This window comes from Gluconobacter japonicus (genome assembly GCF_002723975.1).
GTDB classification, from domain to species: domain Bacteria; phylum Pseudomonadota; class Alphaproteobacteria; order Acetobacterales; family Acetobacteraceae; genus Gluconobacter; species Gluconobacter japonicus.
In genome coordinates this window covers 15682-27675 of record NZ_BEWO01000027.1, presented here as the reverse complement: position 1 = coordinate 27675, position 11994 = coordinate 15682, and the positions used below count along the sequence as shown (strand labels likewise).

Here is an 11994-nt window from a genome sequence, read left to right as displayed (position 1 = left end):
AAAACAGCAGAAACGTCCCGCGCCCTTGATAACTCGCGAAAGCCTCCCCTCTCGCACCCAATCGTCGTTACTGGTTTACGGCTTCACGTAATGACGGCGTTACGTAACTTTGTCGTTGCGTAATGACACGTTTCTTTGTATTCTACTGAAAACAGAATAGAGTAGGGGTTTAGATGGCAATTTTAACGGTAGCGTCTTTCAAAGGTGGGCCGGGGAAAACAACCTTGTGCCAGGTCATTGCAGCTTGCTGCGCGAAAGACGAACTCAAAATCGCGGTAATTGACGCTGACCCGACGAAGGCCATGTCGACGTGGCATGCAGAAACATATGAAGGAAGGCCCTTTGAATGTTTTGCTGAAACCTCGGAGCGAGCTATTGCTGATCTTGCAATTTCACTCGACGAAAGATGCGACCTCGTGGTTATCGATACAGCAGGCTTTGGCAATTTGGCAGGTGCCGTAGCTATGACTGTCGCCGATAATATTTTAGTGCCGCTTACCGCAGGGGCTGCGGACTTAAACCAAGCGGAGGAAACCATTAAACAAGCAAAAGGTTTGGCTGCGGCGGCACGTCGCAAGATTGAGGTCCGGGCCGTAATGAATCGTCTCTCGTTAAACACTAAGCTTACTCGCCACGCGATCCGTGAACTACAAGAGGCCGGCATTCCGACACTCCAGTCCTCAATTTCGCATAGGACAGCTTTCGGCGAGTTGTCTTACTCGGGAATGCTCCCGGCCAAGGGGGCTGCAGCCGAGGAAGTAGAGGCATTTATCGCCGAGCTCAAACAGATCGGCTGGGTGCCTCATAAAAGCTTGCATGCGAGTAGGGAACAAGGCCTATGACACTCAAAGCTCGACGCCGCCCAGACGCCAACGCAATAACAGAAGCAGCACTTGGTCAAAAGTCAATCGAAGAGAAGTCACCGACCATCGGAAGCTCGAGAGGTATGGAGGCTCTGGAGGCTGCACGACGCGTTGCCCCACAGTTGCCCCCGGCAGAGATTGAACCCAAAGATCAGTCTGTTAATCATAATATGAGAGTAAGAAAGAGTACCTTACGCGCTCTCGGTAAAGCTGCAGCAGAAAGTGGAATGAGCGTTAAGCAATTTATTATGTCTGCGGTCGCGGAAAAAGGCGTAAATGTAGCTCCAGCAGATTTAGTTAATGGTTCGATCACTCCCTGGAAGGATCGTTAGTGCACCAACGTAGAAATAATCCGACAATTTAGCGTTGAATAATTGTTTTTTCTAAAACGATTTTTATGTCTGCCCATTTTGCTTTGTTACAGGAGGCGGCGATGGATAGATCGTCAGTCCGGCGTTGTCCTCAATTTCCACGCGAGCCTCCGGATATACGGACATGGCCAATTTTAACGCTGGCATAATGTCTTTTCTAAAAAGAGATGGGGCACTTGCCGTGTTTCCGAACTGTGAGCGCATGCCAGCCCAGCTAATTGTAACAGGCTTCGCGAGAACGTGTAGACGGTACGCGAGCCAAATATAAAGATCCATTGCCTTCGAAGCGTTTACCATTTGCTTTATGGCGACTTCGCGGAGAGGGAGCGGGTGGAGAATGAGGCTATTATAAAAATCTTCGTCAAGCGTGACTACTTCTTGCCAGAAAGGCAAACGACTTTCATTGTTAGATGGAAGCCAGGCAGACCTAATAAATGAGCCATTGCTGCGTATAGAACCTTCGGAGGATGTGTGAAAAAACGTTAAACGGCACTGACTGATGCGGTTGGCTTGCTCTCTTACAATTGCGTATGTTTTGCCTCCGACTGAAATTCCCATATTCTTTAGCCAAGCATTCATTGAAGCACCGAGCTCGACTTGACGCGATCCCGTTTTGACCGCTTGTGTTTGCAAATATAAAAGAATTAGTCTTGCAATAGGGCCATAAGGCACGCCACTTTGACGCTCTTGCTCGTCTAGGCCAGCTTCAATTCGTAGCTTGATTGGTCCGCTTTCTCTTGTCCAAACGGTTTCTTTAATCCGTCTGTGGGGTAACGACGTCATTGCGAACCCTGCATGAGCGATAGAAATTATTTGATCTTCATCACTCATTACTTCGTGTGCAGCCCGCAATCTTATTCTTTGTGCCTTATCAGGGCAACTGCGTTCAGCATCGCGAAGACCGTACGTAAGAAGATCGTCATGAATGTCTGCCATGGTGAAATCATTCGATTAAGATCGGAATATGGTCAATCTTGGACTTTCTCCATAGGGGTGCGGATTGGACTTTTTCCATAGGTATCGGGAAACAAAATCACCCATCCACATAGTCGCCTTGGACTCTTTCCAAGAGCTATTTGATATATTATTAGTATAATTATTTGTATGTATGGAAATAGTCCAAGGGATAACCCAGTGGAATCTGGAAATAGTCCAAACTTAGGTATGGAGAAAGTCCAAGGTTATCCGGTGGACGCTTTTCTCTGAAGGTGTGATTTTTCAACTGGTCTTTACCTAGGTATGGAGAAAGTCCAAAGGACGGAAGTGCTTCACGCTTTCTCAGAATCTACTGCGCCCGGGATGTCTCTCCTTGATACTCGCTTCGTCGATGTAGGTTTCGACGATCTGCAGGCTTCTGTGTCGGGAGAAGCGTTTCAGTTCCAGCAGGTCATACCCGTCCTTTGCGCCGGTGCTGATGGCGCCGCGTCGAAGACTATGACCGGAGAACTCTCCTTCCAGACCTGCCGCACCACATCGCTTGCGGATAATGTCCGCGACAGAACGGTCGGAGAGCGCGACAGCACCGATCTTCGGCGGTGCAGGGGGCTCACCGGGCCTGGATACTGGCGCAAGCCAGATCCGTCGAAACACCGGCCCAGCTTCTATGCCGGCGATTTTGATCCAGGCTTCGTAGGCCCGCACCGGGCAGTTCCGGGTAATCCCACGCGGAATGCCGATCAGTACCCCCTTTGCGGCCGGGTCGCCTTTCGATCGCCTCAGCCGGATCCGCATGCCATCATCGTCGGTGACGATGTCGCTGACCTCCAGACCGGCCAGCTCGGAGCGCCGGAATGCTCCTGCAAAACCGAGCAGGAGGATCGTACGATCACGGACGGCAACCGGATCCTGCCCCTGGATCGCATCGACCGCTTCGGTCAGCCGGTCCCAGGTGAGGGCAGTCTTCTGATGCGGTGCAGGATCGTCGTCCTCCCGCCGGATCCCGGCCAGTGTGGCGGAAACAAGGGGATGGGATGTCGGCACGGCAACCTGTGCAAGATGATGCAGATAGCGCAAGGCGGCCCGGTGAAGATCGATGGTGCTGGTTCTGCGCTTGCGCAGCGCCATGTCGGCAAGATAAGCGGCGACGTCCTCACTGCGTGCGGGAAGGGCAGGGAGGTCGTGGGTATTGGCCCACTGGCACCAGGCCCGCACAGCGGCGCGGTACCCCCGTAACGTGTTGGCGGCCTTGCTTCGTTGCACGTAGGCGTCCACCGCCTGGCGGGCGGTGCGCAACTTTCCATCGTGCGCAGGGACCGGCTGGGAAGAGACGAGGGCGAACCAGCGGGCGACAGTTACTGGTGCCTGCCCGACGGGCGGTGGTGGTCGGGCAGGGGGAGCGGAAATGGGAGTGGCTTCGTCCTCGATGTTACGGATCCAGGCCACGAACCGTGGAATTCCGTCGTCGATTTCCAGCCCGACCGCCAGTTCGGATCCGGTCGGCGCATCGCCGAGATGATCGCGTGCCATATGCTCGGCGGCGGCGAGATAGGGCAGGGCGCGTCCGATCGTGCGGTCGGGCGCATACGCCCCGTCGGGCAGTTCGGTTCCAGCGATCACCAGGGGGAGGGGAGGGGAAAATCGCGCCGTCGACAGGATCTGGCTGGCGGCCGTCAGGTCTGTGTGCTCCAGCTGGCTGCGGGTGAGGCGATCGACCCGCTCAAGGATCGCGCGACGCGCTCTGGCCCGTGACCCGAGAACGCGGACCTCACTGAGCATCCGGCACATCCTTCCTGAGGGACGCGCCCTGTTGGCGGATGCGTGCGTCGGCACGGGCGTCCTGGTCGCGTACAAGCCAGTAGACGATCCCGAGTGCGAGGACCGCGGCGGCGAGGGAGAGCACGTCCATGGGGGCGATGGTCTGCAGGTCCAGGAGGATGAATTTGCGTGCGATCGCGAGCAGGGCGATCAGGACGATCGTGCGCACCCGTACGATATTCTCGCCATGGGCGAGCACGGCCAGCAGGGAGCGCTTGAATTCGAGGGCGATCAGAACTGTGAAGACGGCTCCGAAAACGGTCTGGAACACCTTCTGGTCCGTGGGATCGACAGCAGACCTGGAGAGCAGGTGCCAGACCACCACCACGAGGTGAGCGGTGGCCGAGACCGTAACGGCCATGATCAGACCGATCAAGACGAGCATGATAGCCTGCTCGAAGCGCTCATAGAGCGTCAGACCACTTGAAGGCGAAAGCATATTGCGCCACGGCGTGGTCCAGTGGCGGGCGGTACGGGGAGTGGATGAAGAGGGCTGCGTGATCATAGGGCTGCGGTTTCGGCAACAATCATCGTTCAGAGAGAATAATTCCCCACCCGGGTGGCGCTGTCAACCTACTTCCGACAAGGAACATTATCGGAAGTAGGTGGCGGGGAAGGGGCGATTTTCAGAAAAAGACGGAGTTTGAAGTTAAACGGTAATTAAGGTAATCTTATCGCCTCAAGGCCTGAGGAGTGTGTCCCAGAACATGTTCGGGGGATGACCCTTCGAAATTTCCGCCTGTCTGTACATCGGAAGATGGACCTCTAGTATGTCAATAGTGTCCCCGGGCATCATCAGACGCGATAACCGGCCTGGTCACGGCAGTCTGCCGGCTTTGACCCGCGCTGCGCTGATTTTTGGTCGGCTGGACCAGCGCCTGCACACCCATCCTCTGCTTCCCGCAATCCTGTTCCGGGAGCGCCTGGAGGCGGCGCGCGCCTGTGCTGCCGTGGATGGTTTCCTCATCGATCCGTGGCATCTTGCCGCCGAACTGGAAGGCCTGAAACCACGGGTTGTCGGGGAAAGCGCCTATGAGCGCGGCGATGTGATTGATGCGGCCCGCGCAGCCTTTGAACGGTATCTGTGGCTGGTCCATCCAGACGGCCGGCAGAAAGACGCCATGGTCCCGGCCGAAGCCCTGCTGCAAGCTGAAGCCAGGCAGGCCGGGCCGCTCCTGGGAGCCGCGCGCGCGTTTCATCACTGGATCGAGACCGGTCACGATCGCAGCGCCATGCGGGGCGCTCTGGTGAGATTCTGGCAGGGAAGCCATCTGCTGCGCACACCGTTACCGCTTGTTGCGGCCAAAGCATTCGCCAGTGACGCCCCATGGTCTCCCTCAGAGTGGATCCCGCTGTTCCTCTCACGCCTGGCCGAAGACGCCCATGCCATGGAGCAGCGCGTCATTGCCCTGGAGCACGGGTGGCGCATGGCGCGGGCGAAAGCCTCTGGTCAGCGCAGCACCTCACGGGCTACGGCCGCGCTGGATCTCATTGCCGCCTTTCCGGTGCTCTCCGCCTCGCGACTGGCCGGGATGCTGGGCATCTCACTCAAGGCCGCCTATCTGCATCTCGAACGGTTTCTGGCAGAAGGCCTGATCGTGGAAGTGACCCATCGATCCGCACGCAGGCTCTTCGCACTGAAGGGAATGGCGCCTCTCCGGGAGGCGGTGCGCCCGCCGCGCCGCGCTGTTCCCGGTCGCAGACGTGGTCGTCCCCGTCGTGGGGAGGACATCATGCCCCAGCCTACCTCTGATCCGGCGGACACGTCCCAAGTGCCTGATCTTTCGAAACACAGGCCGGAGCCGATTGACTATACGGCTTTAGAGGAGGCTCTGGCAGCTGCAGATGCCGCCATGACGCGATTTCGTTCAGTTATCGACTGACCTGGCCTTCACACGGTGCGCGTTCACTTCGCGAACGCCTTTTAACTTGCGTTCCTGTTTTGTTCGTGTTTATCCTCCAGGCCGGGAGGCATCACATCATGAAAAGGCACGATCCGGATACGATCCTTCTGCTCCGCGAGCAGATCGCACGGATCGAACGACATCATGGAGCGTCCGGGGCCGGACGGAGACTGGCCACCGGTCTCGATGACCTCGACGATCATCTCAAAGGCGGCCTGCTGCGAGGGGCCCTCCACGAATTCTGTGGCGTACGGCAGGACCGGGCCCTGTGCGCCCGTCCGGCGCACTTTGCCGCCTCCATTCTTGCACGGCATCCCGGTCAGATCGTCTGGCTGTCCGGCACGCCGCTCGATCTTCACGCGGACGGTCTGCATGCCGCTGGCCTGTCGCCCGGACGGGTCATCTGCGTGGAGGCCGCTTCCAGCGGCGAGGTTCCGGCCCTGTGCGAAGACATCCTGCGCGAAAAAGGCCTTCTGGCGCTCGTCGCCGAACTGGATACGCCTCTGACCCTGACGACTTCACGCCGATTGCAGCTTGCCGCCGAGACAGGCCGGGTCACCGGTTTCCTGCTTCACCGGCCTGCGCATCGGCAGAGGGACCGTCCTTTGCCTCCCAGTGCCTGTCATACACGCTGGCGCATTAGCAGCGAGCCCAGCATCCTTCCCTTCTCGCCGACAGCTCTTATACCCCCGCCAGGCCCGCCCCGCAGGCGGGTCGAACTGCTCCGGCAGCGCGCAGGCCGTCCCGCCTCCTGGCTTTTCGAAGTCCCCGAACATGACACGCCGTATTCTGTCTCTCTGGCTTCCCCTGTGGCGAACCGATCTGTGGCATCGCCGTCATCCCGACACCTGCACGTCGTCGGGGCTGGTGCTGCACTACCATGATGGCCGCAGACTTACGGTTCTGGCCGCAGATGCCACGGCGCAGGCTCGGGGTGTCAGGCCCGGCATGAGCCTTGCCCATGCCCGCGCCCTGGCTCCGGATCTCCATGCCACAGATGGAACGCCTGATGCTGACCGGCTCGCCCTGACGCGGCTGACGGAATGGTTTCTGTGGCTCTCCCCGATCGTTGCACCGGACGGAGAGGACGGCGTGTGGGTCGATACCGCGGGCTGCGCGCATCTTCATGGCGGAGAAGCGCCCATGATGGCCGAAATCCGCCGTCGGATCCAAAGCCTGGGCTATACGTGCCGGCTGGCGTTTGCCGACACACCGGGTGCGGCCAGTGCTCTGGCGCGCTTCGCTCGCGTCCCCTGCACCATCATCTCGCCTGGCACGCAACGTCAGGCTCTGGCGGCACTCCCTGTTCAGGCATTGCGTCTGGCTCCCCCGGAAACAGACGCGCTCCTGCGGCTGGGTTTCCGGACAGTGGGGGCTCTGTATGACACGCCGCGCGCCCCGCTGGCCCGTCGGCTGGGCGGGACCGTTCTCGCCAGGCTGGATCAGGTGCTGGGTTTGCTCCCGGAGCCTGTGCAGCCCATCCGGCCCATCGAAGCCATACGGGAACGGCGCAGCTTCGTGGAACCGATCGCCACAGCAGGCGCGCTGGCCACGGTCATTGCCGTTCTGGTCCGGGCCATCTGTGAAACGCTGGAGGGACGGGGCGAAGGGGCTCGGCTCGTTGACCTGCTGTGCGAGCGGGTAGATGGAACCGTGCAGGCGATCCGGATCGGCACAGCCTCACCTGTCGCCGATCCTGTCCATCTCTCACGCCTGCTTGACGAACGCATCCCGATCATCGAACCCGGGTTCGGGATTGAGGCGATGACACTTGTGGTGACGCGTGCCGAAATCCGTGGGGCCGCCGTGCCAACCGGGGAACTGGTGGGGCAGGACGATGTGCCTCAGGGGCGCTCGAATATCAGCTGTCTTCTGGACCGGCTGCAAAACCGCCTGGGTCCTGGACGTGTCAGCATAATGGAGCCTGCTGCATCCCATCTACCCGAATTCAGTCAGACCAGGTGTCCTGCCAGCGGCGAGAAAGGAACCATTTCTGCGGACCGGGCCTGCTCCTGGCCTCGGCCCGTGCGGCTTCTGAACCCGCCAGAGCCGGTTGACGTCACGATTGCGGGCCCGGAGGAACCCCCGACCTCCTTCCGCTGGCGTGGCGTCCATAGTGTCATCCGCGCCGCTGACGGCCCGGAGCGCCTGCATGAGGAATGGTGGCGCAGTGCTGATCCTTACGGGGTCGTCCGGGATTACTGGATCGTCGAGGATAACGCGGGCGAACGCTACTGGATTTTCTGCCGCGCACCGCTTGCCGAAGTACCACCCGCCCCGCCGGACTGGTTCCTTCATGGCCTCTTCTGAAAGCCGGAGACCATGACGGACAGTCTCAAACCGGCCACAGCGGAAGAAATTGCTGACGCCCTGATGCACGCGCTGCGCTTTGACGGCCGACGCCGCACACATGATGCCGACGAACTGATGGCCGCCCTCGTGGCACAGCGCCTTGTTACCCATCTCCAGCGCTGCGGCTTCCGGCTGATGCGTACGCAGAGCGCCGCTTTACCCGATACCAGCCAGCACCGTCATCCCAATGCCGACCGGAGCGGGGCGTCTTCTTCATGACGGGCTATGTCGAACTGCAGGTCGCTTCCAATTTCTCCTTCCTGCGCGGGGCCAGCCACCCGGACGAACTGATCGCGACGGCCCGACACATGGGTTACGACGCGCTGGGGATTACCGATTTCAACACGGTGGCCGGAATTGTCCGTGCCCATGTCGCGGCCCGCGAGCAGGGGGTGCGTCTGATACCAGGAGCGCGCCTTGCTCTCACGGACGGCGCTGCCGTGCTGGCCTATCCGGTTGACCGGGCGGCCTGGGGAGGGTTGTGCCGCCTGCTCACACTCGGACACCGGCGCGGGAACCGGCAGGTCTTCACGCTGGACTGGGACGATCTGGAGCGAGAGGGGGAGGGCCTGATTTTTATCCTGCTGCCGCCTGATCAGGAGACCGCCCTGCTGTATCAGCTTGAGCAGCTCCGGGCTCTCACGGCCCGCCATGGAAATAGTGGCTATCTAGCCCTGACCCGTCGTGCCCGTCCTGGTGACCTGCTGCGTCTGGTACGCCTCGAACATCATGCCCGATCCGCAGGTATTCCGACCGTTGTGACGGGCGATGTGCTCTATCACGCCCCCGAACGCCACATCCTGCAGGATGTCGTTACGTCATTACGTCATGGCGTAACGCTTGAGCATCTCGGCGCACACCGGGAACTTTACCGGGACCGCCATCTCAAGTCCCCGCAGACCATGGCGCACCAGTATGCCGGTTTCGAGGACGCTCTGGCCCGCAGCCGGGACATTGCCCTTCGCTGTCACTTCTCTCTGTCGGATCTGAGCTACCAGTATCCGGAAGAGACCGAGACCGGGGAAACGCCCCAGAAAACCCTTGCCCGCCTCGTGCGCGAGGCCCTGCCCGGGCGTTATCCGGGTGGCCCACCGCGCGATGTTCTGGATCAGCTGACGCACGAGCTCTCTCTCATCGCGCAACTCGAATACGCTCCGTATTTTCTGACGGTCCATACGATCGTCCGGCAGGCACGTTCCCTGGGCATTGTCTGCCAGGGACGCGGGTCGGCCGCCAATTCGGCGGTGTGTTATGTTCTGGGCATCACGGCAATTGATCCGGTACGCTCCGGCCTGCTGTTCGAACGGTTTGTTTCCGCCGAACGTCAGGAACCGCCCGATATCGATGTCGATTTCGAGAGCGACCGCCGCGAAGAGATCATCCAGTGGATCTATCGGCGCTATGGACGGGGTCATGCCGCCCTCTGCGCCACCGTCATGCGTTATCAGCCCAAAGGGGCGCTCCGGGATGTCGGCAAGGTCATGGGGCTGCCCGAAGACCTGATTGGCCAGATATCAAAACACCTTGCCTCCGCCCTGACGGACACGGATGTTCTGGACACACGCGCCAGGGATATCGGACTTGACCTGCGCGAACCCAAACTGGCGTTGACACTGCGCCTCGCCAGACGGCTGCTTGGCTTTCCCCGACAGCTGGGCACCCATCCAGGAGGCTTCGTCCTCACCCGTGACCGGCTGGATGATCTGGTTCCGATCCAGCCGGCAGCCATGGAAGACCGTCAGATCATCGTCTGGGACAAGGATGATATTGACGCACTGCGGTTCATGAAGGTCGATGTCCTCGGTCTGGGCATGCTGGGATGCCTGCGACGCTGCTTCGAGCTTCTGGACCAGCATCACCACAGACGTCTCGACATGGCGAGCATTCCGCCAGAGGACCCGGCCACCTACGCCATGATCCGCAAGGCCGATACGCTTGGCACCTTCCAGATCGAATCCCGCGCCCAGATGTCCATGCTGCCCCGTCTGCGACCGGACACGTTCTACGATCTGGTCGTGCAGGTCGCGATCGTGCGGCCCGGCCCCATCCAGGGCAACATGGTGCATCCATATCTCCGGCGACGTGAAGGGCTGGAAAAGCCTGACTGTCCTTCCCCGGCCCTGGAAAAAATCCTCGGCAAGACGCTGGGTGTGCCGCTGTTTCAGGAACAGGCCATGCAGGTTGCGATCCATTGCGCGGGCTTCACGCCAGGCGAGGCGGACCAGTTGCGGCGCTCCATGGCGACCTTCAAGTTCACAGGCGGGGTGAGCCATTTTCGCGACAAGCTCATCAACGGCATGGTGGCCAACGGGTATGATCCGTCCTTCGCGGAACGCACCTTCGAGCAGCTTGAAGGTTTTGGCAGTTATGGCTTCCCCGAAAGTCATGCAGCGAGCTTCGCCCTGGTGGCCTACGCCTCCAGCTATCTGAAGTGTCATCATCCGGACGTGTTCTGTGCGGCGCTTCTGAACGCTCAGCCGATGGGTTTTTATGCACCGGCGCAGATCGTGCGTGATGCCCGCGCCCATGGGGTCGACGTGCGGGCGATCGACATCAACCGCTCACGATGGGACTGTTCTCTCGAAGGGCGCCCGGAACGGGGACGGTTTACCGTGCGTCTGGGGTTCCGTCTGGTGAAAGGGCTATCGAACGATCATGCCGCCCGGCTGATCGCCAACCGAATGCCGCTTTACGAGAACATCGACGACCTGTGGCGCCGGGGTGACATTCCGGTGCAGGCGATCGAACGACTGGCCGAAGCGGATGCCTTCCGGAGCCTCGGACTTGATCGGCGAAGCGCGTTGTGGGCTATCAAAGGGCTTGCGGACGCGCCTCTCCCACTCTTTGCGGCAGCCGACCGGGGGCTGAACCAGCCACGCCCGGAAATTATCGAACCGCATGTCACCCTGCCCCCGCTGACCGAAGGCGGAGAGGTCGTGGAAGACTACCGGACAGCCGGGCTGACGCTTCGCCGGCATCCGCTGGACTTCCTGCGCCCCGCCCTGGCCTCCCGTGGCATCATGCGCTGCGGCGATCTTGAAGGGGTCCGTGATGGCCGGCGGGTCTGGCTGGCCGGCCTTGTGCTCATGCGGCAGCGGCCCGGGACCGCCAAAGGCGTCATGTTCGTAACGATTGAAGATGAAAGTGGTGTGGCAAACCTGATCGTCTGGAAGGACATGCTCGAACGGAACCGCCGCATCCTGATTGGTGCAAGCTGTCTTGGAATCCGGGGAACCCTGCAGCGCGAAGGAGAGGTCGAGCATGTCATCGTCCGGGAGGTGGAGGACCTTGATCCCATGCTCCGCACGGTGGGACGGGACGATAATGCCCATACACACACCTGCCTGAAAATCACGGCGCGGGATTTTCGCTGACGTCGGGCATAGGTCACGCAAGATGTTCTCTTGCTGACACTCCTCCCGTTATCTGCATCGCCACTGGAGATCGAAGGAGATCATCATACCTCTGAATGTGAACACCCCGGAAGCAGATGCTTGGACACGGAAATTCGCCCGCATCGCCGGTGTCGGGCTCACAGATGTCAAATCCGGAATGATAACCTCTCTGTTTTAGCACTTGTGGACTGCTTTTTGCAGAATCCGCACCGCAGCGATCATCAGGACGCTCCCGGCAAGGAGTTTCAGCAGCGCACTGACCCACGCAATGTCCTGATCAGGGCGATACCGGGTCAGTCGCCCGCCAAGAACGGCGGAGCCTGCCAGCAGCAGGCCGGTTCTTGAACCCATGGAC

At 60.0% G+C, this 11994-nt stretch carries 11 protein-coding genes; 7 read left to right on the top strand and 4 right to left on the bottom strand.

What is annotated here, in order from left to right; all coding sequences use genetic code 11:
* Positions 1–173: 173 nt before the first annotated feature.
* Positions 174–842 carry a ParA family protein gene (locus tag GJA01_RS12900; protein WP_062502378.1) on the top strand — a complete coding sequence of 223 codons (669 nt, stop codon included), beginning with the start codon at positions 174–176 and terminating at the stop codon, positions 840–842.
* The gene (locus GJA01_RS12895; RefSeq protein ID WP_062502379.1) at positions 839–1195 is read left to right on the top strand and encodes a hypothetical protein; all 357 of its coding nucleotides are present in this window, start codon (positions 839–841) and stop codon (positions 1193–1195) included. The genes GJA01_RS12900 and GJA01_RS12895 overlap by 4 nt, the downstream gene beginning before the upstream one ends.
* A 63-nt stretch (positions 1196–1258) precedes the next feature.
* Here GJA01_RS12895 and GJA01_RS12890 read toward each other — a convergent pair whose 3' ends face one another.
* From GJA01_RS12890 to GJA01_RS12880, 3 genes are all read right to left on the bottom strand, one after another.
* A complete protein-coding gene (locus GJA01_RS12890) occupies positions 1259–2170 on the bottom strand; it encodes a replication protein RepA (RefSeq protein WP_062502380.1) in 912 nt (303 codons plus the stop codon).
* A gap of 342 nt (positions 2171–2512) precedes the next feature.
* On the bottom strand, positions 2513–3949 hold the full coding sequence (locus tag GJA01_RS12885) for a tyrosine-type recombinase/integrase (protein WP_062502577.1): 1437 nt from the start codon (positions 3947–3949) through the stop codon (positions 2513–2515).
* Positions 3939–4493 carry a phosphate-starvation-inducible PsiE family protein gene (locus tag GJA01_RS12880; RefSeq protein ID WP_373317498.1) on the bottom strand — a complete coding sequence of 185 codons (555 nt, stop codon included), beginning with the start codon at positions 4491–4493 and terminating at the stop codon, positions 3939–3941. The genes GJA01_RS12885 and GJA01_RS12880 overlap by 11 nt, the downstream gene beginning before the upstream one ends.
* A gap of 265 nt (positions 4494–4758) precedes the next feature.
* On the opposite strand from GJA01_RS12880, the gene GJA01_RS12875 reads away from it, so the two are divergent.
* From GJA01_RS12875 to GJA01_RS12850, 5 genes are all read left to right on the top strand, one after another.
* Positions 4759–5871 carry a hypothetical protein gene (locus GJA01_RS12875; RefSeq protein ID WP_253783101.1) on the top strand — a complete coding sequence of 371 codons (1113 nt, stop codon included), beginning with the start codon at positions 4759–4761 and terminating at the stop codon, positions 5869–5871.
* Positions 5872–5969: 98 nt separating this feature from the next.
* Positions 5970–6776, top strand: coding sequence for an ImuA family protein (locus tag GJA01_RS15140; RefSeq protein ID WP_062502578.1), 807 nt, complete (start codon positions 5970–5972; stop codon positions 6774–6776).
* The gene (locus GJA01_RS12860; protein WP_082785196.1) at positions 6667–8202 is read left to right on the top strand and encodes a Y-family DNA polymerase; all 1536 of its coding nucleotides are present in this window, start codon (positions 6667–6669) and stop codon (positions 8200–8202) included. Before GJA01_RS15140 ends, GJA01_RS12860 begins: the two co-directional genes overlap by 110 nt.
* A gap of 12 nt (positions 8203–8214) precedes the next feature.
* The gene (locus tag GJA01_RS12855) at positions 8215–8463 is read left to right on the top strand and encodes a hypothetical protein (RefSeq protein WP_061487432.1); all 249 of its coding nucleotides are present in this window, start codon (positions 8215–8217) and stop codon (positions 8461–8463) included.
* A complete protein-coding gene (locus GJA01_RS12850; RefSeq protein WP_062502580.1) occupies positions 8460–11618 on the top strand; it encodes an error-prone DNA polymerase in 3159 nt (1052 codons plus the stop codon). The genes GJA01_RS12855 and GJA01_RS12850 overlap by 4 nt, the downstream gene beginning before the upstream one ends.
* A 195-nt stretch (positions 11619–11813) precedes the next feature.
* On the opposite strand, the gene GJA01_RS15315 is transcribed toward GJA01_RS12850, so the two are convergent.
* Entirely contained in the window at positions 11814–11990 is a 177-nt protein-coding gene (locus GJA01_RS15315; RefSeq protein WP_156470269.1) for a hypothetical protein, read from the bottom strand.
* Between the last annotated feature and the right edge of the window lie 4 nt (positions 11991–11994).

What these genes read in the sequence shown, in the direction of transcription:
- GJA01_RS12900 (WP_062502378.1), top strand. Translation starts at nt 174, where the DNA reads ATGGCAATTTTAACGGTAGCGTCTTTCAAAGGTGGGCCGGGGAAAACA.
- GJA01_RS12895 (WP_062502379.1), top strand. Translation starts at nt 839, where the DNA reads ATGACACTCAAAGCTCGACGCCGCCCAGACGCCAACGCAATAACAGAA.
- GJA01_RS12890 (WP_062502380.1), bottom strand. Translation starts at nt 2,170, where the DNA reads ATGGCAGACATTCATGACGATCTTCTTACGTACGGTCTTCGCGATGCT.
- GJA01_RS12885 (WP_062502577.1), bottom strand. Translation starts at nt 3,949, where the DNA reads ATGCTCAGTGAGGTCCGCGTTCTCGGGTCACGGGCCAGAGCGCGTCGC.
- GJA01_RS12880 (WP_373317498.1), bottom strand. Translation starts at nt 4,493, where the DNA reads ATGATCACGCAGCCCTCTTCATCCACTCCCCGTACCGCCCGCCACTGG.
- GJA01_RS12875 (WP_253783101.1), top strand. Translation starts at nt 4,759, where the DNA reads ATGTCAATAGTGTCCCCGGGCATCATCAGACGCGATAACCGGCCTGGT.
- GJA01_RS15140 (WP_062502578.1), top strand. Translation starts at nt 5,970, where the DNA reads ATGAAAAGGCACGATCCGGATACGATCCTTCTGCTCCGCGAGCAGATC.
- GJA01_RS12860 (WP_082785196.1), top strand. Translation starts at nt 6,667, where the DNA reads ATGACACGCCGTATTCTGTCTCTCTGGCTTCCCCTGTGGCGAACCGAT.
- GJA01_RS12855 (WP_061487432.1), top strand. Translation starts at nt 8,215, where the DNA reads ATGACGGACAGTCTCAAACCGGCCACAGCGGAAGAAATTGCTGACGCC.
- GJA01_RS12850 (WP_062502580.1), top strand. Translation starts at nt 8,460, where the DNA reads ATGACGGGCTATGTCGAACTGCAGGTCGCTTCCAATTTCTCCTTCCTG.
- GJA01_RS15315 (WP_156470269.1), bottom strand. Translation starts at nt 11,990, where the DNA reads ATGGGTTCAAGAACCGGCCTGCTGCTGGCAGGCTCCGCCGTTCTTGGC.